At 68.0% G+C, this 26281-nt stretch carries 23 protein-coding genes and 1 tRNA gene; 17 read left to right on the top strand and 7 right to left on the bottom strand.

Translation table 11 applies throughout. The features are described 5' to 3' along the window. Window positions 1-8: 8 nt before the first annotated feature. The gene (locus tag RTL41_RS02995; RefSeq protein ID WP_312161180.1) at window positions 9-1076 is read right to left on the bottom strand and encodes a glycosyltransferase family 4 protein; all 1068 of its coding nucleotides are present in this window, start codon (window positions 1074-1076) and stop codon (window positions 9-11) included. Window positions 1077-1249: 173 nt separating this feature from the next. Between RTL41_RS02995 and pgl the strand changes: the two genes are divergently transcribed. The 4 genes from pgl to eda are packed head-to-tail and all read left to right on the top strand — an operon-like array spanning window position 1250 to window position 5355. After that, window positions 1250-1927 carry a 6-phosphogluconolactonase gene (gene pgl / locus RTL41_RS02990; protein WP_312161178.1) on the top strand — a complete coding sequence of 226 codons (678 nt, stop codon included), beginning with the start codon at window positions 1250-1252 and terminating at the stop codon, window positions 1925-1927. 28 nt (window positions 1928-1955) lie between these two features. Then, complete coding sequence (gene edd, locus RTL41_RS02985) at window positions 1956-3770, top strand: phosphogluconate dehydratase (protein ID WP_409418301.1); 1815 nt, start codon at window positions 1956-1958, stop codon at window positions 3768-3770. After that, window positions 3767-4744: a glucokinase gene (glk, locus tag RTL41_RS02980; RefSeq protein ID WP_312161173.1), complete on the top strand. Its 978-nt coding sequence runs from the start codon at window positions 3767-3769 to the stop codon at window positions 4742-4744. The genes edd and glk overlap by 4 nt, the downstream gene beginning before the upstream one ends. Further along, a complete protein-coding gene (gene eda / locus RTL41_RS02975; RefSeq protein ID WP_312161170.1) occupies window positions 4741-5355 on the top strand; it encodes a bifunctional 4-hydroxy-2-oxoglutarate aldolase/2-dehydro-3-deoxy-phosphogluconate aldolase in 615 nt (204 codons plus the stop codon). Before glk ends, eda begins: the two co-directional genes overlap by 4 nt. Window positions 5356-5438: 83 nt before the next feature. Here eda and RTL41_RS02970 read toward each other — a convergent pair whose 3' ends face one another. Both RTL41_RS02970 and RTL41_RS02965 read right to left on the bottom strand, forming a co-directional pair. Next, a complete protein-coding gene (locus RTL41_RS02970) occupies window positions 5439-6221 on the bottom strand; it encodes an enoyl-CoA hydratase/isomerase family protein (RefSeq protein ID WP_312161168.1) in 783 nt (260 codons plus the stop codon). Then, the gene (locus RTL41_RS02965) at window positions 6218-7384 is read right to left on the bottom strand and encodes an acyl-CoA dehydrogenase family protein (protein WP_312161166.1); all 1167 of its coding nucleotides are present in this window, start codon (window positions 7382-7384) and stop codon (window positions 6218-6220) included. The genes RTL41_RS02970 and RTL41_RS02965 overlap by 4 nt, the downstream gene beginning before the upstream one ends. Before the next feature lie 74 nt (window positions 7385-7458). Here RTL41_RS02965 and RTL41_RS02960 point away from each other — a divergent pair, with 74 nt between their 5' ends. Beyond that, window positions 7459-8673 (top strand): CoA transferase, encoded by a 1215-nt coding sequence (locus RTL41_RS02960; protein ID WP_312161164.1) that lies wholly within the window; start codon window positions 7459-7461, stop codon window positions 8671-8673. Beyond that, window positions 8673-9209, top strand: coding sequence for a hypothetical protein (locus tag RTL41_RS02955; protein WP_312161163.1), 537 nt, complete (start codon window positions 8673-8675; stop codon window positions 9207-9209). Before RTL41_RS02960 ends, RTL41_RS02955 begins: the two co-directional genes overlap by 1 nt. Window positions 9210-9443: 234 nt before the next feature. Here RTL41_RS02955 and RTL41_RS02950 read toward each other — a convergent pair whose 3' ends face one another. The 3 genes from RTL41_RS02950 to RTL41_RS02940 all read right to left on the bottom strand — a co-directional run bounded on the left by RTL41_RS02950 (window position 9444) and on the right by RTL41_RS02940 (window position 12751). Beyond that, the gene (locus RTL41_RS02950) at window positions 9444-9860 is read right to left on the bottom strand and encodes a Zn-ribbon domain-containing OB-fold protein (RefSeq protein WP_312161161.1); all 417 of its coding nucleotides are present in this window, start codon (window positions 9858-9860) and stop codon (window positions 9444-9446) included. A 2-nt stretch (window positions 9861-9862) separates the two neighbouring features. Then, window positions 9863-11047 carry a thiolase domain-containing protein gene (locus tag RTL41_RS02945; protein ID WP_312161158.1) on the bottom strand — a complete coding sequence of 395 codons (1185 nt, stop codon included), beginning with the start codon at window positions 11045-11047 and terminating at the stop codon, window positions 9863-9865. Between the two features lie 228 nt (window positions 11048-11275). Beyond that, window positions 11276-12751 carry an AMP-binding protein gene (locus tag RTL41_RS02940; RefSeq protein WP_312161156.1) on the bottom strand — a complete coding sequence of 492 codons (1476 nt, stop codon included), beginning with the start codon at window positions 12749-12751 and terminating at the stop codon, window positions 11276-11278. 190 nt (window positions 12752-12941) lie between these two features. Here RTL41_RS02940 and RTL41_RS02935 point away from each other — a divergent pair, with 190 nt between their 5' ends. The 4 genes from RTL41_RS02935 (at window position 12942) to RTL41_RS02920 (ending at window position 15611) form a co-directional block, all read left to right on the top strand. Next, window positions 12942-14489, top strand: coding sequence for a class I adenylate-forming enzyme family protein (locus RTL41_RS02935; RefSeq protein WP_312161154.1), 1548 nt, complete (start codon window positions 12942-12944; stop codon window positions 14487-14489). Then, entirely contained in the window at window positions 14486-14968 is a 483-nt protein-coding gene (gene rraA, locus RTL41_RS02930) for a ribonuclease E activity regulator RraA (RefSeq protein WP_312161152.1), read from the top strand. The genes RTL41_RS02935 and rraA overlap by 4 nt, the downstream gene beginning before the upstream one ends. A gap of 11 nt (window positions 14969-14979) precedes the next feature. Continuing rightward, window positions 14980-15420 carry a PaaI family thioesterase gene (locus RTL41_RS02925; RefSeq protein ID WP_312161150.1) on the top strand — a complete coding sequence of 147 codons (441 nt, stop codon included), beginning with the start codon at window positions 14980-14982 and terminating at the stop codon, window positions 15418-15420. Between the two features lie 101 nt (window positions 15421-15521). Further along, window positions 15522-15611: transfer RNA gene (locus tag RTL41_RS02920), tRNA-Ser, on the top strand. 294 nt (window positions 15612-15905) lie between these two features. On the opposite strand, the gene RTL41_RS02915 is transcribed toward RTL41_RS02920, so the two are convergent. Beyond that, window positions 15906-16241 (bottom strand): helix-turn-helix transcriptional regulator, encoded by a 336-nt coding sequence (locus tag RTL41_RS02915; RefSeq protein WP_312161148.1) that lies wholly within the window; start codon window positions 16239-16241, stop codon window positions 15906-15908. Window positions 16242-16348: 107 nt separating this feature from the next. Here RTL41_RS02915 and RTL41_RS02910 point away from each other — a divergent pair, with 107 nt between their 5' ends. The 7 genes from RTL41_RS02910 (at window position 16349) to RTL41_RS02880 (ending at window position 26198) form a co-directional block, all read left to right on the top strand. After that, complete coding sequence (locus RTL41_RS02910) at window positions 16349-17308, top strand: sialate O-acetylesterase (RefSeq protein WP_312161366.1); 960 nt, start codon at window positions 16349-16351, stop codon at window positions 17306-17308. Between the two features lie 373 nt (window positions 17309-17681). Then, window positions 17682-19646: an AAA family ATPase gene (locus RTL41_RS02905; RefSeq protein WP_312161147.1), complete on the top strand. Its 1965-nt coding sequence runs from the start codon at window positions 17682-17684 to the stop codon at window positions 19644-19646. 1 nt (window position 19647) lies between these two features. Beyond that, a complete protein-coding gene (locus RTL41_RS02900; RefSeq protein ID WP_312161146.1) occupies window positions 19648-21531 on the top strand; it encodes an ATP-dependent helicase in 1884 nt (627 codons plus the stop codon). Window positions 21532-21814: 283 nt separating this feature from the next. After that, on the top strand, window positions 21815-22537 hold the full coding sequence (locus tag RTL41_RS02895; protein ID WP_312161145.1) for a hypothetical protein: 723 nt from the start codon (window positions 21815-21817) through the stop codon (window positions 22535-22537). 57 nt (window positions 22538-22594) lie between these two features. After that, a complete protein-coding gene (locus tag RTL41_RS02890; protein WP_312161143.1) occupies window positions 22595-23785 on the top strand; it encodes an XRE family transcriptional regulator in 1191 nt (396 codons plus the stop codon). A gap of 51 nt (window positions 23786-23836) precedes the next feature. Beyond that, window positions 23837-24910 carry an abortive infection family protein gene (locus RTL41_RS02885; RefSeq protein WP_312161364.1) on the top strand — a complete coding sequence of 358 codons (1074 nt, stop codon included), beginning with the start codon at window positions 23837-23839 and terminating at the stop codon, window positions 24908-24910. Window positions 24911-25097: 187 nt separating this feature from the next. Continuing rightward, on the top strand, window positions 25098-26198 hold the full coding sequence (locus tag RTL41_RS02880; RefSeq protein ID WP_312161141.1) for a TIR domain-containing protein: 1101 nt from the start codon (window positions 25098-25100) through the stop codon (window positions 26196-26198). Window positions 26199-26281: the final 83 nt, after the last annotated feature.

Here is a 26281-nt window from a genome sequence, read left to right as displayed (position 1 = left end):
CCCTTACCTCAGGCGTTCGCCGCCAATGCGACGCCGCGTTCGGGGCGGGCGCCGACCAGGCCGGAATAGAGCTCCAGATAGCGCCTGGCCATGGCTACGCCCGAGAAACGCTCGTCGAATCTGCGCCTTACGCTGCGGCGGTTCAAGCTGGGGATCCTGCCGATGGCGCAGGCCGCCTCGTCGTCGTTGCTGACGATGAATCCGGTCAGGCCCTCCTCGACCACCTCGGGCACCGAGCCACAGCCATAGGCGATCACCGGCGTGCCGCAGGCCATGGCCTCGATCATCACCAGTCCGAAGGGCTCGGGCCAGTCGATCGGGAACAGCAGCGCCCGCGCCCCGCCCAGGAAGGCGGACTTCTGGTCGTCGCCGATCTCGCCGACGAACTCGACCAGCTTCTGGCCGATCAGCAGCGGCTCGATCTTCTCCTGGAAGTAGCGGAGGTCGGCGGCGTCGACCTTGGCGGCGATCTTCAGCGGGATGCCGGTCCGCTTGGCCAGGGCGATGGCCCGGTCGGGGCGCTTCTCCGGCGAGATCCGGCCGAGGAAGGCCAGGTAGTCGCCCGGCTCGTAGCTCGGCTTGTAGATGTCGGCCTGCATGCCGTGATGCACGGTGCCGGCCCAGTTGGCGAAGGCCAGCGGCGCGCGCTGGGAATCGGAGATCGAGACCAGCGGGAACTGCTGCCAGCGCCAGTAGGCGCCGGGCAGGTCCTTGAGGTCCAGCCGCCCGTGCAGGGTGGTGAGGGTCTTGCCCGCCAGGTCCTCGAAGAACGGGAAGTGGATCATGTCGGTGTGGAAGTGGATGACGTCGAACTCGTGGGCGCGGCGGCGCACGTCCCACAGCATCGACATGTGGGCGGCCAGGTCCGACTTCAGCAGCACCGGATCGAGCCGGATGGCCTGGTCGCGCACCTTGACCAGATGGGCGCGGGTCTGGGCCTCGGCGCTGGCGAACAGGGTGACGTGATGGCCAAGCTCGACCAGGGCGTCGGTGAGGTGGGACACCACCCGCTCGGTTCCACCATAGAAGCGGGGCGGCACGGCCTCATAAAGCGGTGGAACTTGAGCGATCCTCATGGCGCGGCCTCCTGTCTGTGGAACGAGCGGCTGTGCGCGGCGCCTGGACGCGCCGATGTGGCCGCAGGGGAAGCTCGCGACCGGCCGGTCTGGTTCCGGTCGAGGGCCGCTTTTCGTCGCCCGGCGCGCGAATCCTTGGCGCGTTCGGCGCGGTGCTGCGTTAAGGGCGGGGAATGATCGAGAGCTATGCAACACCGGCCGACCTGGCCCGGGCCGCCGCCGAGGCGACCGCCCAGGCTTTGGGCCAGGCCCTGGCCGAGCGCGGCGCCGCCAGCCTGGTCGGCACCGGCGGACGCTCGCCCGCGCCGGTCTACGACCTGCTGGCGCAGACCGCCCTGGACTGGAGCCGCGTCGCCGTCACCCTGTCGGACGACCGCTTCGTGCCGATCACCTCGCCCGATTCCAACGCGCGGCTGGTGCGCGAGCGGCTGCTGACCGGCGCGGCCGCGGCGGCGCGGTTCGTGCCGATCAGCGTCGAGGCCGCCAGCGTCGAGGAGGCCGCCGACAAGGTGGAGGCTGACGTGCGCGCGATGGCGCCCTATGACGTCATGCTTCTGGGCATGGGCGAGGACGGACACGTCGCCTCGCTGATTCCCGGATCGCCGGTGCTGGATCTGGGCATGGATCCGGCCGGAACGCGCTTCTGCCTGGGAATACCCGCCGGGGTCGGCTCGCCGCCGCTCGCGCGGGTGACCATGACCATGCCGGCCCTCCTGCAAGCCCGGCTGATCCTGGTGCTGATCTCCGGCGCGAAGAAGCGCGACATCGTGGAGAAGGGGAACGGTCTGCCCGTGCACGCGCTGCTGGAACAGGCTAAAGCGCCGGTGCGCGTTCTCTGGACCCTTCAATAGAGTCGGAGCGAGTCACATGCCTGTCGCGTTGCATCCCGTCACTGCCGCCGTCACCGCCCGCATCGTCGAGCGCAGCCGCCAGTCCCGCGCGGACTATCTGCGGCGGATCGAGGCGGCCCAGCACGACGGCCCGGGCCGGGCCAAGCTGTCCTGCGCCAACTGGGCCCACGCCTTCGCGGCCGAGCCGGACGGGGTGAAGCAGCGGATGCGCAATCCGAGCGCGCCGAACATCGCCATCGTCTCGGCCTATAACGACATGCTCAGCGCCCACCAGCCGCTGGAGCGTTTTCCCGCCATCATCAAGGCCGCGGCCGAGGAGGTCGGCGGCACCGCCCAGTTCGCCGGCGGGGTGCCGGCCATGTGCGACGGCGTCACCCAGGGACGGCCCGGCATGGAGCTGTCGCTGTTCTCGCGCGACGTGATCGCCATGGCCACGGGCGTGGCCCTGACCCATGACGCCTTCGACGGCGCCCTGATGCTGGGGGTCTGCGACAAGATCGTGCCGGGGCTGGTGATCGGGGCCCTGGCCTTCGGCCACCTGCCGACCATCTTCGTGCCCGCCGGCCCGATGACCTCGGGCCTGTCCAACGCCGAGAAGGCGCGGGTGCGCGGCCTGTTCGCCGAGGGCAAGGCGACCCGCGACGAACTGCTCGACAGCGAGATGAAGTCCTATCACGGGCCCGGCACCTGCACCTTCTACGGCACCGCCAACTCCAACCAGATGATGATGGAGATGATGGGGCTGCACCTGCCGGGCTCGGCCTTCGTGCATCCCAACACCCCGCTGCGCGACGCCCTGGTGGCGGCCGCGCCCCGGCGGGCCATCGAGATCGGCCGCGGAACCAACGCCTATACGCCGATGGCCCAGGTGGTCGACGAGAAGGCGATCGTCAACGCCATCGCCGGGCTGCTGGCCACCGGCGGCTCGACCAACCACACCCTGCACATCGTCGCCATGGCGCGGGCGGCGGGCATCGTGGTCGACTGGTCGGACTTCGACGAGCTTTCCAAGGTCACGCCGCTGCTGGCCCGGGTCTATCCGAACGGCAGCGAGGACGTGAACGCCTTCCACGCCGCCGGCGGCATGGCCTTCGTGGTGCGCGAACTGCTGGACGCGGGCCTGGCGCACGAGGACGTGGTGACGGTGGCCGGCGCGGGCCTGCGCCACTACCAGACCGAGCCGTTCCTGGAGGACGGCAAGCTGGTCTGGCGCGAGGGCGCCAGGGAGAGCCTCAACCTCGACATCCTGCGCCCCGCCTCCGACCCGTTCCAGGCGGAGGGCGGCATCCGGCTGCTGACCGGCCCGCTTGGCCGCGCGGTGATCAAGACCTCGGCGGTCAAGGAGGCCAACCTGGTGGTCGAGGCGCCGGCCCTGGTGTTCGAGGACCAGGACGACCTGCTGGAGGCGCACAAGCGCGGGGAGCTCAACCGCGACTTCATCGCGGTGGTCCGCTTCCAGGGCCCGAGCGCCAACGGCATGCCCGAGCTGCACAGCCTGACCCCGGTGCTGGGCGTGCTGCAGGACAAGGGCTTCAAGGTCGCGCTGGTCACCGACGGGCGGATGAGCGGCGCCTCGGGCAAGGTGCCGGCGGCGATCCACGTCAGCCCCGAGGCGGCCCACGGCGGCCCGCTGTCGCAGGTGCGCGAGGGCGACGTGATTCGGCTGGACGCCCATGCCGGGACGCTGGAGATCAAGCTCGACCCGGCGCAGTTCGCGGCGCGGGAGAAGCTGAGCGTCGCCCAGCCCGGATTCGGCTATGGCCGCGAGCTGTTCGGCTGGATGCGCCGGGCCGCCGCGCCCGCGGAGCAGGGCGGCGGCGCCCTTTTCGGAGATGTTGCGTGAAGACCATCTACACCGGCCTGGTCGGCGACATCGGCGGCACCAACGCCCGCCTCGCCGTGGTCGATTCCACCGGCCGCATCCGCAATCCGAAGACCTATCCGGCCGCCGAGTACGGGGCGCTGACCGAGGTGATCGGCGAGTACCTCGAGACCACGGTCGGCCGCCAGAAGCTGCACACGGCGGCGATCGCCGTGGCCGGCCCGGTGGTCGACGGCGAGATCGAGTTCACCAACCTCGACTGGCGGGTGTCCGAGGGCGAGCTGATCGGCACGTTCGAGTTCCACTCGGCCCGGCTGATCAACGACTTCGCCGCCCAGGCCCTGGCCGCGCCGGTGCTGGACCCCGACGACCTGCGCACGATCGGTCCGGCGATGCGCGGGGCGCAGGGCGCGCCGATGCTGGTGCTGGGGGCCGGCACGGGCTTCGGCGTCTCGATGGTGGTGCGCACCGACCGCGGCGACATCGCCGTGGCCAGCGAGGGCGGCCACGCGGCCTTCGCGCCCTATGACGGGGTCGAGGCGGCGATCTGGGCTTCGCTGCGGCGGACTCACGGCCGGGTCTCGATCGAGCGGCTGCTGTCGGGGCCGGGGCTCTATGCGCTTTATCGCGGCCTGGCCGACGTGCGCGGCGTCGCCGCCGACCTGACGGACGAGAAGGCGGTGCTGGCGGCCGGCCAGAAGGGCGACGACCTGCTGGCCGAGGAGACCCTCGAGCGCTTCTGCGAGATGCTCGGCTCCGTGGCCGGCGACCTCGCCCTGACCTGCGGCGCCCGCGGCGGGGTCTATGTCTCGGGCGGCATCGCCCCGCGGCTGGCCGACCGGCTGGCGTCGGGGGGCTTCCGCCGCCGGTTCGAGGACAAGGGCCGGCTGTCCGACTACACCCGCGACATCCCCACCTATCTGATCGTGCATCCCTATGCGGCCCTGGTCGGGGCCGCGCGCGTGCTCGAGCAACTGGAAGGAAGCCTGCTTTGACCCTCGCCGAGATCCTCAAGCTCGCCCCGGTGGTGCCGGTCCTGATCATCGAGGACGAGGCCCACGCCGTGCCGCTGGCCAGGGCGCTGACGGCCGGCGGGCTCCATGCGCTGGAGGTCACCCTGCGCACGCCGGCGGCCCTGGACTGCATCCGCCGGATCGCCGGCGAGGTCGAGGACGCGGTGGTCGGCGCCGGCACCATCACCACCACCCAGGCGCGGCAGGCGGCGGCGGACGCCGGCGCCCGGTTCGGGGTCAGCCCCGGCCTGATCGAGGGCGAGGGCGTCGACGGGCCGCTGCCGCTGCTGCCGGGCGTGGCCACCGCCACCGAACTGATGAGCGGCCTGCGCGCGGGCTTCACCCACTTCAAGCTGTTCCCGGCCAATGTGGTCGGCGGGGTAGGGGCGCTGAAGGCCTTCGCCAGCCCGTTCCCGCAGGCGACCTTCTGCCCGACCGGCGGGGTCGACGCGAACAACGCGCCCGACTACCTGGCCCTGCCCAACGTGATCTGCGTCGGCGGTAGCTGGGTGGCCCCGGCCGACGCGGTCCGGGCCGGCGACTGGGGCCGGATCACCGAGCTGGCGCGCGCGGCCTCGGCGCTGGGGAAGTAGGATCGGGTCCTCCCTTCCTGGGGAGCGACTGACGGCGTCATCCTGGTCTTGCTGCGCAAACCGGGATGACGCTCGGTGGCGGATCAGCGCCCCTTGAACACGCCCGGGCGGCGTTCCTGGACGGCGCGGACGCCTTCGGCGAAGTCTTCGGTGGCGCGCAGGATGGTCTGTTCGGCGTGCTCGTGGGCGGTCTGGGCGCGGACGGCGGCGGCGAGGTCGCTGCGCAGGGTCTTGCGGGTGGCGATCACCGCCAGGGGGGCGTTCTCGGCGATCTCGGCGGCCAGCGCCTGGGCGGCCGGCAGCAGCTCGTGCAGCGGGACCAGTTCGTCGGCCAGGCCCCAGGCCAGGGCCTCCTCGCCCTTGATGCGGCGGCCGGTCAGGAACATCAGGTTGGCGCGCTGCACGCCGATCAGGCGCGGCAGGGTGTGGGTCAGGCCGAAGCCGGGATGGAAGCCCAGCTTGACGAAGTTGGCCGAGAACCGCGCCTCGGGCGCGACGACGCGGAAGTCGGCGACCAGGGCCAGGCCCAGGCCCGCGCCGACCGCGGCGCCCTGGACGGCGGCGACGATCGGGGTCTCGACGGCGAACAGCCGCACGGCCTGGTCATAGAGATGGTCGATGCCGCTCATGCCCGATCCGCCGATGCCGGTCGGCGAGACGAGGTCGGCCCCGGCGCAGAACGCCCTGCCGGCCGAGGCCAGGACGATGGCGCGCACATGGTTGTCGCGGTCCAGCGCCTCCAGGGCGTCGGCGAGGTCGCGCATCAGGTCGACCGAGACGTGGTTGTTCGGCGGACGATCGATGACCACCGTGGCCACGTGGCCTTCGGTGGTGAGCGTCAGGTGGTCGCCGTAAGCGGTCTTCATCGTCTCGATCCCATCAGGTTGCGGGCCACCACCCATTTGTGGACTTCGGTGGGGCCGTCGTAAATTCGCATGGTGCGCAGGCGGCTGGCCATCAGTTGCAGCGGCAGCTCCTTGGTCATGCCCATGGCCCCGAAGGTCTGCATCGCGCGGTCGACGACCTCCCAGGCCATTTCGGTGGCGTAGGCCTTGATCATCGAGATTTCCACCCGCACGTCGCGGCCCTGGTCCAGTTTCCAGGCGCAGTCGTAGGTCATCAGCCGGGCGGCGTGGATACGGGTGGCGGCGTCGGCCACCCACCACTGGATCGCCTGGCGCTCGCTGAGCGGCAGGCCGAAGGTCTTCCGCTGGGGCGCGTACTCGCAGATCATGTCCAGCGCCCGCTGGGCCATGCCGATCGACCACGACGCCATCTCGATGCGGCGCGTGCCCAGGCGAAGCTGCATGGGGGCGAAGCCGTTCCCCTCCTCGCCGAGCAGTTTCCAGCCCTCGACCCGGCAGTCCTCCAGCGCCACCTCGTAGGTCGCCTGGCCGCCGATCATCGGGATCCTGCGCAGGACGTTGAAGCCGGGTGTCCCCTTGTCGACCAGGAAGGCGGACATGCCGCCGCGGGCGCCCTTCTCCCTGTCGGTCACCGCCATCAGGATGGTGAAGTCGGCTTCCGCGGCCCGGCTGATCCAGGTCTTCCGGCCGTTGATCACCCAGTCCTCGCCGTCGCGGTCGGCGCGGGTGAGCATGCCGGCGGGATCGGCGCCGGCGCCCGGTTCGGAGATGCCGATGGCGCTGATCGTCTCGCCGCGGACATAGGGGGCCAGGTAGGCCTCGCGCTGGCGCTCGTTCACGGTGGCGGCCAGCATGCGCAGGTTCGGGCTGTCCGGCGGCAGGGTGTAGGGCGTGATGGTCCTGCCCAGCTCCTCGTTGACCCCGACCATGGCCACGGCCGGCAGGTCGACGCCGCCGACGTCCTCGGGCGCGTCCAGCCCCCAGAGGCCGAGCGACCTGGAGACCTCGTCGAGCCGGGCGTGCTCGGCCGCGCCGATGCCCAGGCCCTCGCCGTCCGCCTCGCGGGCCAGGACCCCGGCCTCCAGCGGCATGAGCTCGTCGCGAACGAACCGGGCGACCAGTTCCTTCAGCATCCTGTGTTCGTCGGAAAGCGCGAAGTCCACTAGCCCTCCCCCGCGTCAATGCGCGATGTTCGGCCCCAATCATAACGAGGCGGTTTGCAGAGGGGAGGCCTGACGTGGCGGAAGTAAAGCAGCTGGCGAGCGAAGCCACGGGACCGCTGAAGGGCATCCGCATCCTCGACCTGACCAGCGTGGTGTTCGGGGCCTATGCGACCCAGATGCTGGGCGACCAGGGCGCCGAAGTGATCAAGCTGGAGGACCCGGGTTCGGGCCGCGGCGCCGGCGGCGGCGACATCATGCGCTGGCCCGGCCACACGCCGAAGGACTGGCCGCGCGACCTGGGGCCGATCTTCCTGACCATCAACCGCAACAAGCGCTCGGTGGTGTTCAACCTGGCCGACCCGAAGTCGCGCAGAAGCCTGGAGGCGTTGATCAGGAGCTGCGACGTGTTCGCCACCTCGATCCGCTACGAGGGGCTAAAGCGGCTGGGCCTGTCCTACGAGGAGGTCAAGGCGCTGCGGCCGGACGTGGTCTATGTGCACGCCGCCGGCTACGGCTCGGAGGGGCCCTATGCGGGCGAGCCGGCCTATGACGACCTGATCCAGTCGGCCTCGGGCCTGGCCGACGTGCTGCCGCGCACCGATGGGAATCCGACGCCGCGCATCCTGCCGAGCCTGATCGCCGACAAGGTCTCGGGCCTGTTCATGTGCCAGGCGATCACCGCGGGCCTGCTGAGCCGCGAGCGGACCGGCGAGGGCCAGTTCATCGAGGTGCCGATGCTGGAATGCGTGACCAGCTTCAACCTGGTCGAGCACCTCTACGACCACGCCTTCGACCCGCCGACCGGACAGTGGGGCTATCAGCGAGTGGTCAATCCGCACCGCAAGCCCTTCCAGACCAAGGACGGCTACATCGGCCTGCTGCCCTATACCGACAAGCAGTGGGACATCTTCTTCGACGTCGCCGGCTGGGGCGACACCTTCGGCAAGGATCCGCGCTTCCAGGGCCTGGAGCGCGGCAAGCACATCCACGAACTCTACGCCCTGGTCGAGACGGTGACGGTGACCAAGACCACCGACGAGTGGCTGGACCTGCTCAAGCCGCTGTCGATCCCGGTGACGCGGACCAACCGGCTGGACGACCTGCCCGAGGACCCGCACCTGAAGGCGGTCGGCTTCTTCGAGAAGTACGACCATCCGCAGGCCGGGACCTATGTGGCGATGAAGCCGCCGGTGAAGTTCGCCGGGACGCCGTCGAACATCCGCAGGCACCCGCCGCGGCTGGGCGAGCACACCGACGAGGTGCTGGCGGAGGTGTCTCAGGAGGCCTGATGCGTATCGCGGTCGTCGGCAGTTCGGGGTCGGGGAAGTCGACCCTGGCGCGGCGGCTGGCCGCGACCCTCAGCCTGCCGCATATCGAGCTGGACGCCATCAACTGGCAGGCCGGCTGGAAGGACCTCAACACCCACGATCCGGACGAGTTCGTGCGCCGGGTGAGCGAGGCGGTCGGCCAGGACGCCTGGGTCAGCGACGGCAACTACGGCCTCGTCCGCGACCTGGTCTGGGGCCGGGCCACGCACCTGGTCTGGCTCGACTACGAGCGCAGCGTGATCATGCCGCGGGTGATCAGGCGCTCGGTGCTGCGGGCGGTCGACCGCACCGAGCTGTGGCCCGGCACCGGCAACCGCGAGGACTGGCGGATGTGGCTGAAGAAGGACCACCCGATCCGCTGGGCCTGGGACACCTGGGCGCGGCGGCGGGCGGAATACGGGGCGCGGACCCTGGACCCGAGGTTCGCGCACCTGCAGGTCCACCGCCTGCGCCATCCGCGCGAGGCGGAGGGGCTGGCGGGGCGGCTGGGCGCCTAGGATCCCCATGAACGGGAGGGAGGATCGCATATGGAAGGATGCTCCTTTCCTCCCCTGCGAAGCGGGGGAGGGGGACCACGCGCCAGCGTGGTGGAGGGGGCGAGCCGCAAGCTCATTGCCAGCCGCCGCCCCCTCCACCGGCTGCGCCGGTCCCCCTCCCCCATGAATGGGGGAGGAAAAAAGCGCCCTCCGTATGCGATTACCCTCCCCGCGAGGGGGAGGGATTGTCGGCCCCTAGACCGGCGAGAACACCGGGACCGGCGGGCCGTTCTCGGTCGGCTGGAACTTCACCTTGACCTTCTGGCCGATGGAGAGCCCGTCGGGCGCCACGTCGACGAAGTTGGTCAGCACGGCGGGGCCCTCGTTCAGGGTCACGTAGCCGATGGCGTAGGGGCCGGACGGCGAGCGGTGCATGACGCTGTAGGTGTAGATCACGCCTTCGCCGGGGCTCTCTTCCCAGACGGTCTTGTCCGAGAAGCAGAACGGGCAGAGGGCGCGCGGATACCAGTGGGCCTGGCCGCAATCGTTGCAGCGCTTGATCAGGAAGCGGCCTTCGGCGGCGGCGTCCCAGAAGGGCTTGCTCTCGATCGTCACGGCCGGGGCCGGGATCTGGCGGGTCATGAGGGCGGGGCGGTCTTGGACGTCGGTCATTCTTAGGCCTCCCGTTCCATGATGAGGGTCGCCGCGCCGTGGCGCGTGCCGAGCGAGCCGCCCGTGCCGTGGGCCAGCGCGATGTCGCAGCCCGGCACCTGCACCTTGGGGTGGGCCTCGCCGCGGAGCTGGCGCACCGCCTCGATGACCTTGGTGATGCCGCCGCGGTTGGTCGGGTGGTTGTTGCAGAGCCCGCCGCCGTCGGTGTTGAAGGGCAGCTTGCCGACGCCCGAGATCAGGTTGCCGTCGGCGACGAACTTGCCGCCCTGGCCCTTCTCGCAGAAGCCGAGGTCCTCGAGCTGCATCAGCACCGTGATGGTGAAGCTGTCGTAGATCGAGGCGTACTTGATGTCGGCGGGCGTGACGCCGGCTTCTTCGAAGGCGATCGGGCCGGACCAGACCGCGCCCGAATGGGTCAGGTCGAGGCCGCGGCCGCCCTGCGGGCCCTTGGGCGACTCGCCGGCGCCCATCACCTTGACCTTCGGACGGTTGAGGCTTTTCGCGATCTCGGGGCTGGTGACGATCAGGGCGCCGCCGCCGTCGGTGACGACGCAGCAGTCCAGCAGGTGCAGCGGGTCGGAGATCATCCGCGAGTTCACCACCTGCTCGACCGTCACGACGTCCTTGAGGAAGGCGTTGGGGTTGTACTGGGCGTGGTGGCTGGCGGCGACCTTGATCCAGGCGAGCTGCTCGCTGGTGGTGCCGTACTCGTACATGTGGCGCATGGCGCACATGCCGTAGGTGTTGTGGGTCGAGCCGCCGTAGATGTTCTCATAGCCGGCCTCGGGCGGGCCGTCGGTCAACTGGCCGGGCTTGCCGGCGCCGCCGCCGAAGAACTTGTTCTGGCGCGGACGGCCGGCGAGGGTGACCAGGGCCACCTTGCACTTGCCCTCGGCGATCGCCTGGGCCGCGTGGCCGACATGCAGCAGGTAGGACGAGCCGCCGGTCTCGGTGGAGTCCATGTGGCGGACGTTGCGCAGGCCCATGTAGTCGATCATCGACATGGCGCCGAAGCCGGGGGCGTCGCCGGCGCAGAAATAGCCGTCGATGTCGTCCTTGGTCAGGCCCGCATCCTCCAGCGCGCCCTTGGCGCATTCGGCGTGGAGTTGCGGCGTGGACTTGTCGGGCGCGTCGCGGAGCGGATGCTCGTACGCCCCCATGATGTAGGCCTTGCCTTTTATGGTCATGCGTTTCCCCGGAAATTATCTTTGAAGAATGGATGTGGCTTATCGCAGCGCAGCATGGGCGGCAACCTCGGAAGCCCGAGGCGTCATCCCGGTTTGCGAAGCAGGACCGGGACCCATTCGCGCCGCGGTGCAGGACGCGGCGCGGCCTCGCCCATAGCTTGCGCGATCTGGTGTTCATGGGCCCCGGACAGCCGCTGCGCGGCTTGCGGGACGACACCGGCCAAGCGGCTAGGCCGGCTGCTTCATCGCCGCCAGGCGCTCGTCGCGCAGGGCGGTGCGGCGGACCTTGCCGGCGTCGTCGCGCAGGGGTTCGTCGACGAACTCGTAGCTGCGCGGCTGCTTGTAGGTGACCAGCCTGGCCGCCAGGTGCGCGCGCAGCGAGGCCTCGTCGCGCGCGCCCTTGGTCTGGACGATGGCGTGGATCTTGGCGCCCAGGTCGTCGTCGGGGAAGCCGATCACCGCGCAGGACTGCACGTCGGGATGCTCCTCCAGCGCCGCCTCGATCTCGGCCGGATAGACGTTGGAGCCGCCGACCAGGATCATGTCGGTGCGGCGGTCGGCCAGGTAGAGATAGCCGTCCTCGTCGAACCAGCCGATGTCGCCCAGGCTCTCCCAGCCGCCGGGGAGCACCTTGGCCGTGGCGCCGATGTACTTGTAGGACGGCGGGGCGCCCTCGGGCCGGCGCATGTAGATCTCGCCGACCTCGCGCGGGGGCAGGAACGATCCGTCCTCGCCGACGGCGACCATCTCGCCGACCGTGACCTTGCCGACCGAGCCGCGGTGCTCCAGCCACTCGGCGCCGGAGATGGTGGTGACGGCCTGGGCCTCGGTGCCGGCATAGAGCTCCATCACCGTCTCGGGCCCGACCCAGTGGATGAACGCCTCCTTGAGCCAGGCCGGGCAGGGCGCGGCCAGGTGCCAGAGCGTCTCCAGCGAGGAGAGGTCGTACTTGCCGCGCACCTCCTCGGGCAGATGCCAGATGCGGTTCATCATGGTGGGGACGAGATAGACCCAGGTGGCCTTGTGCTTCTCGATCGCGGCCAGGGTCGCCTCGGCGTCGAAGCGCGGCAGCAGCACCATGTGGCAGCCGACGCTGAAGGCCGACATCATCATGCCGAAGCCGGCGTTGTGGTAGAGCGGCGCCGGCAGCAGGGCGACGGACGAGGGCTTGAGCCGCCAGCCGCCGACCTCGGGGATGTCCCTGGTGGTCTCGCCCGGCTGGCCCGACAGGATCAGCTTGGGCCGGCCGGTGGAGCCGCCGCTGGTCGGGGCCTTGGAGACCGGCGCGGTCACGTCGGGCAGGTCGCCGTCGTCGTCCGACAGGGCCAGCAGGTCGGGGATCGACAGCAGCGGCCGGTCGATCTGGTGGTCGAACTGCGCGATCACGACCGGCGTGTTGGCCAGCTCCATGATCGCCTCCAGCTCGCCCTTGGGCAGGCGGAAGGAGATCGGCTGCGGCGTCGCGCCCAGCTTCCAGATCGCCCAGCAGGCGACGGCGAAATCGGTGGAGTTGGGCAGGCCCAGGGTGACCAGGTCGCCGAACTTCACGCCCTTGGCGGCCAGGCCGCGGGCGGCGCGGTTGGAGAGCCTGTGAAACTGGTCGTAGGTCAGCGTGACGTCGCCGCAGCTCACGGCGGGGGCGTCGGGCTTGAGCTGCGCCAGCAGCTTCAGCTTGGCGCCGAGCGAAATCATCTCATCGGACATGGTCGGTTCCGTCCCCTGGAAATGGATCGGGCTCTGACGGCCCGTTGAGCGAAGAATGCGTGCCGCGCCGCAATGCGATGGCCGGCGCCGATAGTTTCCTTTGCGGAAGCCTCGTGACGCAAGCGCCGATTGCGGATGTCGCCGTTTCGGGCTTTAGGGGTTCGTACAAGTGTTTGAGAGGGAGACGGCGATGTCCGTGGAAGAACTGCTGACCCAGGAATTCGGAACCCTGGCCGACGTCATCCGCGCGCAGGCGGTCGAGCTGAAGGACAAGCCGGCCCTCGTCGACGCCCAGCGGACCATCTCCTATGCCGAGCTGGACGAGCTGATGGACCGCATCGCGGTCGCCCTCCAGCGCGACGGGGTCGGCAAGGCCGAGGTGGCGGCGGTCTGCGCGACGACCTCGGTCGAGTACGGCGCGACCTTCTTCGGCATCCTGCGGGCCGGCGCGATCGTCGCGCCCCTGGCCCCGTCGTCGACGCCGGAAAGCCTGGTGATGATGCTCAACGACTCCGGGGCCAAGGTGTTCTTCCTCGACGCCGGGGTCTCCAGGCAACTGGAGGGCGTGGCCGACCAGATCGCCGCCAAGCGCGTGGCGCTGGACGGTTCGGACGCCGGCGTCGCCTTCGAGGCCTGGCTGGCCCCCAAGGGGAGCAAGCCTGAGCCGGTCGAGGTCGAGCCCGACCAGGGCTTCAACATCATCTATTCGTCGGGCACGACCGGCGCGCCCAAGGGCATCGTCCAGCCGCACCGCATGCGCTGGGGCCAGATCCGCCGCGGGGTCTATCCGGCCCAGGCGGTGACCATGATCTCGACGCCGCTCTATTCGAACACCACCCTGGTCTCCTACCTGCCGACCATCTCCAACGGCGGCACGGCGGTGCTGATGCCCAAGTTCGACGCCGAGCAGTTCCTGAAGCTGTCGGAGAAGCACCGCGCCACCCACGCCATGCTGGTGCCGGTGCAGTACCGCCGGCTGATGGAGCGGCCCGACTTCGACAGCTACGACCTGTCGTCCTACGTGATGAAGTTCTCGACCAGCGCGCCGTTCTCGCCGGAGATCAAGGCCGACGTGCTCAAGCGCTGGCCGGGCGGGCTGATCGAGTACTACGGCATGACCGAGGGCGGCGGCTCCTGCGGCCTGCTGGCCCACGAGCATCCGGACAAGCTGCACACGGTCGGACGGCCGCTGCCGGGCCACGACATCCGGCTGATCGGCGAGGACGGGGTCGAGGTGGCGCAAGGGCAGATCGGCGAGGTCGTCGGCCGCTCGGGCGCGATGATGGTCGGCTACCACAACCAGCCGGGCAAGACCTCCGAGGCCGAGTGGTACAGCCCCGAGGGCCTGCGCTACATCCGCACCGGCGACGTCGGCCGGTTCGACGAGGACGGCTTCCTGACGCTCATGGACCGCAAGAAGGACATGATCATCTCGGGCGGCTTCAACATCTATCCCTCCGACCTCGAGGCCGAGATCGTGCTGCACGAGGCGGTGCTGGAGGCCGCCGTGGTCGGGGTGGCGTCGGACAAGTGGGGCGAGACGCCGGTGGCGTTCGTGGCGCTGAAGCCCGGCCAGGGCGTCGAGGCCGAGACCCTGCGCGAATGGGTCAACGCCAAGCTCGGCAAGACCCAGCGGCTGGCCGACCTGATCCTGGTCGAGAGCCTGCCGCGCAGCCATATCGGCAAGGTGCTGAAGCGCGAACTGCGCGACGGCTACAAGGGAAAGGCGCTCGCGTGAGCCAGATCTCGGTCGCCGACCTCTGCGACGAACATGAGGGAACCATCGAGGTCTGCGAGACCCAGTTCCGCGACCTCGGCGGCAAGGCCGCCTTCGCCGGGCCGATCCGCACGGTCCGCTGCCACGAGGACAACTCGCTGGTGAAGGCCACCCTGGCCGAACCGGGCGAGGGCTGCGTGCTGGTGGTCGACGGCGGCGGCTCGCTGCACCGGGCGCTGGTCGGCGACATGCTGGCCGCCGACGGGGTCAAGAACGGCTGGGCCGGCGTCGTGGTCTTCGGCGCGGTGCGTGACGCCGTGGTGCTGGGGACCCTCGACATCGGGATCAAGGCGCTGGGGACCAACCCCATGCGCAGCGTCAAGCGCGGCGAAGGGGTGGTCGACACCCCGGTGGCGTTCGGCGGCGTGGTCTTCGTGCCCGGAGACATGCTGTACGCCGACGAGGACGGGATCGCCGTCCTGCCGGCCGACGAGGAGTAGGGGAGCCTTCCATGGCCGACGCCTTCACCAACCTGGACGCCCGCACGCCGGAAGACCTCAACACGATGCAGCAGGGCTTCCTGCCGGGCGAGCTGGGGCTGGAGGTGCTGGAGGCGCGCGAGGGCTATCTGCGCAGCCAGGTGAGGGTCGAGCAGAAGCACATGGCGCCCAACGGCTTCATGCACGCGGCCAGCGTCATCGCCCTGCTGGATTCGGCCGCCGGCTACGGCTGCCGGATCTCGTTGCCGGACGGCGCGAGCGGCTTCACCACCATCGAGCTGAAGAGCAATTTCCTCGGCACGGCCAAGGCGGGCGAGAGCGTGACCTGCGAAGCCAGGCTGGTCCATGGCGGCCGCATGACCCAGGTCTGGGACGCCGTCGCGACCCACGCGCAGACCGGCAAGGCCATCGCGCTTTTCCGCTGCACGCAGATGATCCTCTACCCGCGTTGAAAGATCGCAAAACGCCCGCTTGATCTCGGCAGGCCGGATGAGTAGGTTCCGCGCCTCGCGCTCAGCGGGTTCTCTTTCTTCGAGGCCCGAACGACGTCTCCGGAGAGGTGGCTGAGTGGTCGAAAGCACCGCACTCGAAATGCGGCGTACCTTTACGGGTACCGTGGGTTCGAATCCCACCCTCTCCGCCATGCATAATGCGTGGATGCCGCGCGGTTCGTTAGCCGCCCAAATAGCAGCGTAACTTCAGGCGCTTAGCTAAGACCTTCCCTCTCGGTTCGCCGTTCTCCAGCCGCCATAGCCTGAACATGGGCGAGGCCGTCGAGGGCTATTCTCCCGTCGAATGGCGGGGAGTACCCATCTCGATCTTGACGGTCACGAGAGAAGTTTTGTCGTCGCCGTCCGACCAGCGGCCAGTCATGTTTTGGCGTCATCAAAGCGGCCTGGCGGTTGAGAGCTGCGGCTCGTCGCGGGCGCGATTGTCCTCACCGCCTCAAGGTTCTCGCCAGGACCTCCATCTGCTCGATGGCGGTGGCGAGCGTGTCGTCGTCCAACCCACGCACCATCTCGCGTAGATGAGCCTCAAGCCTGAGCCGGCGGGGGCTTTGAGTGGGGGCTCCGACGTCGTCGAATAACTCTGAGAGCGGCACGGCGAGCACGTCTGCGAGTACCGCCAGGGTGTCGACCATCGGCAACTGACGGCCACGTTCGATATTGGAGATGCTCTCGGGCGTCTTGCCGATCTTTGTCGCAAGCTCCTCCTGAGTGATCCCTGCGCGTTTGCGCGCCGCGCGCACTTTCGATCCCAGCGCCTGCTTCAAGCTCTCCGTCATAACCCGAAGTCTGATTTCGGGTCTGCGGCCTCGCCATGAAGCTGACTTCGTCTTTGCGTTCGGGCATGAAGTGAACTTCGTATTTGTTCGCGAAGATGAGGTTCATGGCAAGGCGAAAGGGCTGGCGTTTGGCTGCTCTCACGACGCTCTGCCTCTTGGCGGGGCGTGCGGCGGATCTGGGTGATCCCGTTGCGCGACCGGTCGTTACCCCGGGCCTCGCGACGGCAGGCAATGGGGCTGGAGTTGGACCTTGCGCCGCGCCGCCCTCGGCGCGCTTGGGGCCGCCCACGACCTGGATCGTCGCCGGACAAAGCCAAGCCACAACGTTCGGGATGTCGCGGCGAACCTTGCCTTTCGTCTGGGCGTCGGACCTGAACGCCTACATCTGGGTTTGGGACCCCGAGCGCCGCGTCGGCCATTGGGAACAGTACGAACCGGGCGTGAACTCAGCGCCCAAGGGGCAGTGGGGACCGGAAGTTCAGCTGATCCGAGAGTTTCGGAAGGATCACCCAGCCGCGACGCTCGCGATCATCAAGTACGCGCCTGGTCAAACCGGTGTCGCGCTCGACCCTGATCGGCGCGATTGGAACGTGCATAGCCGGGGGGAGGCTTGGGATCGCCTCGCCGACATGACCGATGCGGCCCTTCGAACCTGTCGCCTCACCGTGAATGCGGTGTTCTGGATGGGGAACCACAACGACGGCCTTCGGGCGGATCACGCGGCCCTCGTTAACAAGGACATGGGCGATCTGGTTCGGACTAGCCGAGCGCGATGGGGGGCTGGGGTCAACTGGATCATCGGCCTGCCCGATGACACCGCCCCCTATTTCGCGGCCGTGGGGGAAGGACTTATCGAGCTCGATCATGCCGATCCGCTCATGGCCAGTTTCGACACCCACCACTACGCCACGCAACCAGACGGGCTGCACTACGACGCCGCCTCGGTGGTGCAGCTTGGGCGCGATTTCTATCAGGGCTGGCGCGAGCTATCGCGATCGAGGCAGTTGCCGCCCTCTCGAGAGGAATCCATTCGGCGCGCCTTAAGCCAGTTCTGAGTTCAACTTAGGCGAGTATGTCGTCCGCTTTCTGGCGTAAAACCCTACCCGGCGACAATGGCTGGACTGGGCTCGTAGGGTCCATCCCGATGTCCGCTTCCGGGCACCAAGCTTGCTGTAGCTCAAAATGACCGGGACGGGCTCGTAGCGGTCGATCGAGAGGTCCGCTTCTCGGCATCTAGGATGGCGCGCTTGGCGATGACCGGCTCGGGCTCTTCTCTGCCGTTGGGAACGTCGGGTTGTTGGAGCCCAAGCCAGCTTCCCTTAGAGGGCAGCAATCAGACTTCTCCCTCTGAGAGCGACCATAGGAAGGGCAGCGACAATGCGCGTGGTTTGCTACAAGCGGCGCTCGGCCGCAACCTGAGAGCGAAACATGTACATCGAGCGCCTTGTCCTTTCAGGATTTCGAGGGTTTGGCCCCGAGCCGACGACGATTGACCTTAGGCCGGGCCTAACCGCTTTCGTGGGCGCCAACGGCGCCGGCAAGACCGCCGCCATGCAGGCCATGCAGCGATTGTTCGGGATCACCGCCGACCAGCGTCGCTTGCGCCGCCAGGATTTCCATGTCCCCGCGAACGAAGACGCGGCCCCTGCACAGCGGACCTTCTTCCTTGAGGCGATCCTCGCCTTTCCGGAGCTGCAGGGCGGCGGGGACGCCGCCGCCGTCCCCGAATTCTTCCAGCAGATGGCGGCGGACGAAGCCGGGCACCTGAAGTGCCGTCTCCGCATGGAGGCGGTGTGGACCGACGACGGCTCGCTGGAGGGCTTGATCGAGCAGAAATACTGGGCGGTGCGCGCGTTCGGCGATTTTGCCGAGATCGATTGCATTGATCTCAAGGCGACAGACCGTGCCCGAATCCAGCTGATCTATGTGCCTGCTTCGCGCGATGCCACCTCGCAGGTCATCGCCTTCCTGCGCGGGCGGCTCTGGCGGGCGATCAATTGGTCGGAAGGGGTGCGCGATACGTTCGCGACCGCGGGCGCGACCCTCAACAACGCCTTTACGGGCGAGGCCGCGGTCGATGTTGTGGTCGGCGCGGTCCACCGCCGCTGGCAGGAGGTTCATACCGCAGGCACCGACACCACGCCGCTGTTCCGGCCCATCGACCTGCGCTTCCAGGAATTCATCCGCAAGGTGGAGGTCGTCTTCCGCCCCGACGAAGCGGGCCGCGAACGCGCGATCGAGGACCTCAGCGATGGCCAGCGTTCGCTCTTCCACCTGGCGATGACGGCCGCCACCCTCGACGTCGAGGGCGAAGTGGCCGCCGATCCGGCCGCCGTCGGGTTTCAGGCCGGCGGCGTCCCGTTGCCGGCGCTCACCTTGATCGCCATCGAGGAGCCGGAGAACAACCTAGCGCCGTTCTACCTCGGCCGGATCGTCCGCCAGATCGAGGACCTGACGCAGGGACCCCGGGCGCAGGCCGTGGTCTCGAGCCATTCGGCGAGCATCCTCTCGCGTGTCGATCCCGAGCAGGTCCGGCATTTTCGGCTGGACCCCGCCGACCGCACCGCGCGCGTCCGGCCGATCCGGCTGCCTGCCGGCCAGGAGGAAGCGGCCAAGTTCATCCGCGAGGCGGTCAGGACCTATCCGGAACTCTACTTCGCCCGGTTCGCCGTGCTGGGCGAGGGCGCCTCCGAGGAAGTGGTCCTACCGCGGCTCGCCGAAGCGCTCGACCTCGATGTCGATCGCTCCTTCGTGGCCATCGTGCCCCTGGGCGGCCGCCATGTGAACCATCTCTGGCGGCTGCTGTCGGACCTGGAGATTCCGTACGCCACCTTGCTCGATCTGGATTGGGGGCGCGACGGCGGCGGCTGGGGGCGGATCAAAACGACCTGCGCGCAGTTGCTCGCGGTCGGCGTCCAACCGGACCAACTGTTCAATCCGCCTGATCCCTTGGGACCACAAGCCAACTTGGCCGCCTTCGACGGCTACGACCAGGCGAACTCTCAGTTGATGCGCGATTGGGTGCTTTTCCTCCGCAACCACCATGTCTTCTTCTGCACGCCGCTCGACCTTGACTATTCGATGCTGACGGCGTTTCCGGCATCCTATCAAGTGGTCGAACCGGGCCGCCAAGGGCCGTCTCCAAATGGCGATCCCCGCTCGGCGGTACTGGGCGAAAAGGGGCGCAGCGACCTTTACCCGGCGGCCAATGATGTAGCGTTGCGGTGGTATCGGTATCTGTTCCTCGGGCGCGGCAAACCCAGCACGCACGTGCGCGTCCTCAGCAGCCTGGACGAGGCCGCGTTGGCGGCGGGGTCGCCGAAGGAGCTGACCGCGCTATTGCAGTCCATTGTCGACCGCCTCTCGCCGCCGCCCGGCGCGGACCTGGTTTGACGTGGCGTTCGTGCGGCCCGAAGATTGGCGCCCGCGGGGCATCGCCGACCTAGAGCCGGCGGCGTGGGCAGCGCTCCGCCATGACGGGTCGACATCCGTAGTGGCCGGCCCGGGCGCGGGTAAGACTGAGTTCTTGGCGCAGCGCGCGGTCTACCTCCTGGAGACCGGCCTCTGCCCGCCGCCGTTCAGGGTCCTCGCCATCTCCTTCAAGAGCGACGCGGCGAAGAACCTGGCCGACCGAGTGCGATTGCGCTGCCCGGCTGAGCTCGCCCAGCGGTTCACGTCGCTGACCTTCGACGCCTTCACAAAAGGGCTTGTCGACCGCTTCCAGGCCGCGCTGCCCGAGACCTGGCGACCCTCGCGCCCGTACGACATCGCCTTCCCCAGCCGTCAACAGCTGGAGGGCTTCTTGACTGGCGCCCGGCTGGCGGCGCCGCAGCCGTGGCAGGCGGCGATCGCGGCCATGGGTGGTTTCACGTTCGAGTCTCATCGGGTCGGACCATACCGACTGCCGCATCCACGCCAGCCGCCGACGACGCCGGACGAGTTCGCCGTGCAGCGCTGGTGGGACAACGCCTTGGCCGCGCAGCCTCGGTCGGCTCTGACCTTCGTCACCTTGAACAGGCTGGCCGAATTGGCGCTCCGCGCGGCGCCCGACGTCAAACGGGCGCTGCAGCTGACTTATCCCTTCATCTTCGTCGATGAGTTCCAGGACACCACCTACGCGCAGTACGACTTCCTGCTCTCGGCCTTTCGAGGGGCGGGGCTGCGCGTCACAGCGGTGGGCGACGACAAACAACGGATCATGGCCTGGGCCGGCGCGCGGCCCGACGCCTTCCAGCGCTTCGAGGCGGACTTCCAAGCCGCCCGAATCCCACTGCTCTTCAACTTCAGATCCTCGGCGGACCTGGTGCAGATCCAACAGGTCGTCGCCCAAGCGCTCGACCCCAACGCCGCCGCGGCGGTGGCGCAGGCGCCGCGCCAGGTCGATGGCGACGTGGCGCAGGTTTGGAAGAGCCCCAACAAGGATCGCGAGGCGCAATTCCTGGCGGCCTGGCTGCGCGCGGACATGGATGCGCGTGGCCGCACGCCGCGCGATTATGCGATCCTCGTCAAGCAGAAGTCCGATGAGGTCGAAGCTGACCTAGAGGGGGCCTTTCAAACCCAGGGCCTACGCTTGCGTAACGAGAGCCATGCGTTGGGCAAGACGACCCTCCAGGACCTCTTGGCCGATGAGTTCGTCCGAATCGCCATCGCGATCTTTCGCCTTGGGGCGGTCCAGCGGGCTCCCCACGCCTGGCAGGCTGCAACGCGCGCGATCTTGGAGTTGCGCGCCGTCGCCCCGGACGACGAGTTGGCGGAAGCCCGGGTTGAGGCGACTTTCACCACCTTCATCCAAGGCCTCAGGCGCGACATGGCGCAGACTGGGCCTTCGCGCGCCAGCGCCATCACCTTCGTCGAGCAGGTCGTCGAGTTCATCGATCTCGATGCGGTGCGGCGCAGCTATGTCCACTATGCGGTGGGCGATCTTCTGGACATCATGGTCGACGGGTTCCTGCGTCACCTGGTCGCCTCCGTCGACGGCGCGCCCAGCTGGCCGGACGGCCTCGACGTGTTCGAGGGGCTGGACCAGATTCCGCTGATGACCGTCCACAAGAGCAAGGGGCTCGAGTACGACACGATCGTGTTTGTCGGGCTCGATGACCGGGCCTGGTGGGCGCACAATCCGGGCGACCTGGAAGGCTTGGCGACCTTCTTCGTCGCCTTGTCGCGCGCCAAGCAACGGGCGATCTTCGCCTTCTGCCAGCAGCGCGGAAACCGGGTGAAGGTGGCCGAGTTGTTCAAGCTACTCGCGGACGCCGGTGTGCCGGAGATCGATATATAGCTAGCGGCCCAGGCTTACATGAAGAAGCGAAACTGGTAGGGCGCGGTCCCCAATCCCGTCATCCGCTTCACGACCCGCGCGGGCACCTGGGCGTAGCTCATGGTGACGGGAAGCGGGCGAGGAGCTGCGCCAGCCCACCGAAGCCAGCCTCACAATGGTCTGATCCGCGTTTCCGCTGACGCCGATAGCCCTCGCGCGCAGAGAAATGTGACGCAGTCGTTGCTTTATGCAAAAATCGCGGGCACAAATCAGACCTGACGCACAGCGGCGGGGTTTGATTCGAATGGACGACGACTTGAAGAGCCACCTGATGACGCACCTGTCTCGGGACCTCCTGATCGATCTCTACGACATGGCCGGCGCCCAGGCGCTCAAGGCCTTCGAAGGCGTTCGCGACCATTTCGGCCTCGACGAGAAGCGAGCGCGCGAGCTAGTGGGCCAGGCCCGCTTCCGCATGCTCGAAAAGGGTTTCGTCGACGTCTGTCAGCTTCATGGTGGTCAGCTCCTGCCCGATGGCGTGATCCCGGGCAGGGGGGTGCGAGCCTTCCAGCCGTTCATGCGGTTCGGCGGCGAGGCCCCGGGCGTCGTCCTGGGCATCGCCTCGATGCCCATGGCTAAGGAAATCCCGAACAAGAATCAGTCGCGGTCCGCCGGCGTCCTCTTGAACGATTTCCTGACACCTCGGCTGGACCTCGGCGACGTCACCGCCAAGCCGGGCGACATCTTCGTCCTCTTCCTGTTCGCCCGCGACCGCGGCCGTCCCGGGATGATCGAGGAAGTGGCCATCGGCGTCATCGACGCCGAGTACAAGGCCTACCTGCTGTACGAGCCGGTCGACAGTTTCCTGGCGGGTTATGCGCCGATCCCTGGGCCCGAGCCGGCGCCGGAGGACCCCGGCGCGGACAGCGCGCCGCTCGTGCGCCTGCGCCCCGGCCGCAACGCATTCAAGCCGCCCGAAATCTTGGAGCAAGAGAAGACGGACAAAAGTGGCGGCGACGGCGCCTAGCATTTGCCGGGGGGCGCCCCTGGTCCTGACCGACCGGGGGCAGTAGGGAACGACGCCATGCGCGTAGGCACACCTGGGTTCGTCCCTGGCCGACTCTCGGAGGCCAGGGACGCGAGACGGATTCCGAGCATGTCGGCCCTGGCGCGACAGCTGGGGATCAATCCGAGCACCGTTTCACGTTGGGAAGACGGCAGCGCCGCGCCCGACCTTGATGTCCTGCAACGGCTCGCCAGCGAGCTACGCGTCCGTCAGGAGTTCTTCCTGCGGCCGACGTTCGAGGCCGCGCAGCCAGTGTTCTTCCGGTCCCTGGCGAGCACCTTGTCCCGTGACCTGAACTACCAGCGGGCCCAGATGCGCTGGCTGCAAGAGATCAGCAGCACGCTCGAGCACTACGTCGATCTGCCAACCCTCGATCTTCCCGATGTCCTGGAGGGCGCCTCCTACCGACAACTGCGCGACGAGGACGTCGAAGGCATCGCCCTGCGCCTGAGGCAGCATTGGCGAATGGGCGACGGGCCCTGCGCCGACGTGGTCAGCGTCCTGGAGCGCGTCGGCTTCGTCGTCGGCAGCATCGAAATGGGCACGGCAAAACTCGACGGGCTCTGCAGCTGGTCCCCCGTCGATGGTCGCCCGCATGTCCTCCTAGCAAACGACAAAATGTCGTTCCCACGACGTCAGATGGACGCGGCCCATGAGATGGCTCACGCCCTGCTCCACCGCGGCGTCACCAAGGAGGAATTCGCGCGGGACCTGAAGTTCATCGAGACTCAGGCGTTCCGCTTGGCCAGCGCGTTCCTGATGCCGTCGACGAGCTATCCGATCGAGGTTCGTAGCCCGTCGCTCGCCAGCCTGCTGACCCTGAAGGAGCGGTGGCGGGTGTCTATCAAAGCCCAAATCCGCCGGCTCGCCGATCTCGAAGTCATTCCACCTGAATTCGCGACCCACCTCTACAAGCTCTATTCCGCCAAAGGATGGTCACGCGAGGAGCCGCTGGATCGCCAGTGGGAGCCCAGCGAGCCCCGTGTCCTAAGGGACGCGTTGCAGTTGATCGTCGACGAGGGCGTGCGCACCAAGGCCGACCTTCTAGCGGTCGAATTTACGATCACCGCCGGCGACGTCGAGAACCTCTGCGGCCTTCCGAACGGCTGGTTCAGCCGTGACGCGGCCGAAGTGGTGCGTCTGAAGGCCCCGGCCGACCGCGCGCCGTCCGTCGGTGAGGGGTCGGTCATTCCGTTCCGCAAGCGCTAGAATTGAGCTACGGATGCGTCGCATTTATATCGAAGCGGCGGGTTGAAGACCGTGGTCTTGGGCGCTGATACGGAATTCGCCAGCTTTCGCGACCGTCTGCTTCGCCTGCTGGCTTCGGGCCCGCGCGAGAGCGTCGGCCCCGACGTCCTTGGGTTCGATATCGACCACCCCTCTCAGGCTGACAGCCAGGGGTACGTCGCCTTCGAGCGCGCCATGATTTGGCTCAGGGACGAGGGGCTCATCCGATACGGGAGAATCGTCCACGGCACGGTCGACGACCCCTGGTTCTACGATGTCGTCCCGACGGCCAAGGGCGAGGCCGCCGTCCGCGCCCCGCCCCAGCTTGCGGCCGACGTGATCAAACCGACGGACATGCGGTTCTTGGCCAAGGCTCTGAGTTTCGAGACCGGCTACGTGATGGACTTCAGCGACAGGACATTCGGGGACTTCTTCCGGGATGAGGTAGGCGTCGACATCGACGAGGAGCGGTACTCAGAAGGCGGCGGCTCAAAGGGCAAGCGCCTCCGCTTTTTTCTCCAGAAGGAATCTCCGGCGCGGGTCGGCCGGGCGCTCCGGGCGCTATGGACCTACCGCTGCGATCTCCCCGACCACAGGCTGCCGACGGCCGACGACGAGGCCATCAAGCGGCGATACTTCGAGATCATCGAGCGGGTGGAAAGGTTCGTGGATCGGCCGAGGACCGACGCCATCGAGCGCTTCGCTGCCGACGTGACGCTCGATGAGCTAGTCGCCTCGATCCAACGGGACATCGATGCGGGCAAACCGCAGGCGGCGCTGGACAGGCTGCACACCTACTGCATGAAGAAGTTCGCCCACCTCCTGCGAGCGAACGGCCTCGACGTGAACGACAACGACACCCTGAATGGCCGCGTCGGCCGTCTGTTTAATCCGCTCCGCAAAACCGGGAAGGTGTCGCTCATGTCGGACAAGATCATGAAGGGGTCGGTCGAGACCTTCGAATCGTTCAACAAGGTCCGCAATGACGCATCCTTCGCGCACGATAACGAAATCCTCTCGCCGGCGGAGGCGCACTTCATCTTCGACGGCGTGGTGAACCTGCTGCGCTTTGTGAAGGCCGTGGAGGCGGAGCACTTCGGCGCCTGATGCACAGCGGACCACGGACCGCGTGCAACGACAGTGAAGGTCCGATTGTAAGCCAAGATCTGGCAATGGCGTCCTGCCGTGGTGCTCCGCGGCAGTGATCTGCACGTCGTCCGCGCGGACGACAGGCCTTGCCTTGAGCGCAGGCGGAGCACACATCCCAACGCTACCGCCACCGTGGAGGACAGCCATGGCCAAGTCCCGCACCAAGATCCGCGTCTTCTATTCTTGGCAGAGCGACCTGCCGGGAAAGACGAACCGCAACGCCATCCGCGCGGCCCTTGAAGCGGCGGCGGCCCGGCTCAACGCCGAGAACCCTGAGATCGAGATCAAGCCGGACGAGGCGACTCGAGACCAGTCAGGCGCAGTGAACATCGCGAGGTCGATCTTCAAGAAGATCGAACGCGCCGACATCTTCATCGCTGACATAACGACCGTCACCGCGCCGGGCTCGAAGCGGCCGTCTCCGAACCCCAATGTGCTCCTTGAGCTGGGCTATGCCGTGGGCGAGCTCGGCTGGAAGCGCGTGATCCTGCTGTTCAACGAGGCCCACGCGAACCTGAAGGCGGATCTGCCGTTCGACATCGTTCAGAACCGGGTCAGTGCCTATCGGCTCGCGGCAACAGACCCGAAGAGCGCAGCCGGCGCGCTGGAGAAGCTGCTGCGCGTCGCCGTGGAGGCGGTGCTCGCCAAAAACCCGAAGCGGCCCGCCGAGCTGCGCGGCCTCCAGCCGAAGAAGATCCGGCACAAGCGCGACGTTGAGGCGATCAGGTGGCTCATGGAGCACCTGTCCTTGTCCGTGCTCGACGACATCGTTGAGGATCTGCCGTACCGCATAACCCAGGCGGGCCTCTGGTTTCTCTCAAACTTCGAAGGGGTCATAGGAAGCAGTCGGTTCATCCTTCACGACCCGGTCTTGAAGGACGCCGTGGAGCGACTCGCCGCCGCGTGGCGCCGCGCCTTCCAATACGACCAGTACTACCGGGAATCCTCCAACATGCGGCAGCATCTGTTCGTCAACGTCGGCGACGCTCCCTTCTCGCCGGCGCAGCAGGCCGCCTGGCGCGACATCGAAGCGGCGCGGGACGAGATGGCGCGCGCAAAGAATGATCTGCTCGAACGGCTGAAGGACGCCTACGTGGAGGTCGACGTCCGCAAGGCGAGCCAGACCGCCTGGGCGTCGTATCGGATGGCCATGCGCGATGTTGACCGACGCCCTTCGGCCAAGCGGCGCAAGAAGGCCGCCGAGGCGATCAAGGCGGCCGCTAAGAGCAAAAACGTCGCCGCCTAGAGGCGGTTGGCCGCTTGCGCGCGCTCCCGGCGCGTGACGAGGGGCGGAGTTCGTCCAGTCGTCTGCCTTTCCGCGAGAGTCCG

The sequence above is a fragment of the Phenylobacterium sp. genome (assembly GCF_031984885.1).
In the GTDB taxonomy this organism is placed as follows: domain Bacteria; phylum Pseudomonadota; class Alphaproteobacteria; order Caulobacterales; family Caulobacteraceae; genus Phenylobacterium.
The sequence above is the reverse complement of the archived record's forward strand: the minus strand, read 5'-3'. Positions and strand labels throughout refer to the sequence as shown.

Bases quoted from the DNA above. Each gene is read 5' to 3' on its own strand.
- RTL41_RS02995 (WP_312161180.1), bottom strand. From the start codon at position 1,076: ATGAGGATCGCTCAAGTTCCACCGCTTTATGAGGCCGTGCCGCCCCGC.
- pgl (WP_312161178.1), top strand. From the start codon at position 1,250: ATGATCGAGAGCTATGCAACACCGGCCGACCTGGCCCGGGCCGCCGCC.
- RTL41_RS02970 (WP_312161168.1), bottom strand. From the start codon at position 6,221: ATGAAGACCGCTTACGGCGACCACCTGACGCTCACCACCGAAGGCCAC.
- RTL41_RS02955 (WP_312161163.1), top strand. From the start codon at position 8,673: ATGCGTATCGCGGTCGTCGGCAGTTCGGGGTCGGGGAAGTCGACCCTG.
- RTL41_RS02950 (WP_312161161.1), bottom strand. From the start codon at position 9,860: ATGACCGACGTCCAAGACCGCCCCGCCCTCATGACCCGCCAGATCCCG.
- RTL41_RS02945 (WP_312161158.1), bottom strand. From the start codon at position 11,047: ATGACCATAAAAGGCAAGGCCTACATCATGGGGGCGTACGAGCATCCG.
- RTL41_RS02940 (WP_312161156.1), bottom strand. From the start codon at position 12,751: ATGTCCGATGAGATGATTTCGCTCGGCGCCAAGCTGAAGCTGCTGGCG.
- RTL41_RS02935 (WP_312161154.1), top strand. From the start codon at position 12,942: ATGTCCGTGGAAGAACTGCTGACCCAGGAATTCGGAACCCTGGCCGAC.
- RTL41_RS02925 (WP_312161150.1), top strand. From the start codon at position 14,980: ATGGCCGACGCCTTCACCAACCTGGACGCCCGCACGCCGGAAGACCTC.
- RTL41_RS02910 (WP_312161366.1), top strand. From the start codon at position 16,349: ATGAGGTTCATGGCAAGGCGAAAGGGCTGGCGTTTGGCTGCTCTCACG.
- RTL41_RS02905 (WP_312161147.1), top strand. From the start codon at position 17,682: ATGTACATCGAGCGCCTTGTCCTTTCAGGATTTCGAGGGTTTGGCCCC.
- RTL41_RS02895 (WP_312161145.1), top strand. From the start codon at position 21,815: ATGGACGACGACTTGAAGAGCCACCTGATGACGCACCTGTCTCGGGAC.
- RTL41_RS02890 (WP_312161143.1), top strand. From the start codon at position 22,595: ATGCGCGTAGGCACACCTGGGTTCGTCCCTGGCCGACTCTCGGAGGCC.
- RTL41_RS02880 (WP_312161141.1), top strand. From the start codon at position 25,098: ATGGCCAAGTCCCGCACCAAGATCCGCGTCTTCTATTCTTGGCAGAGC.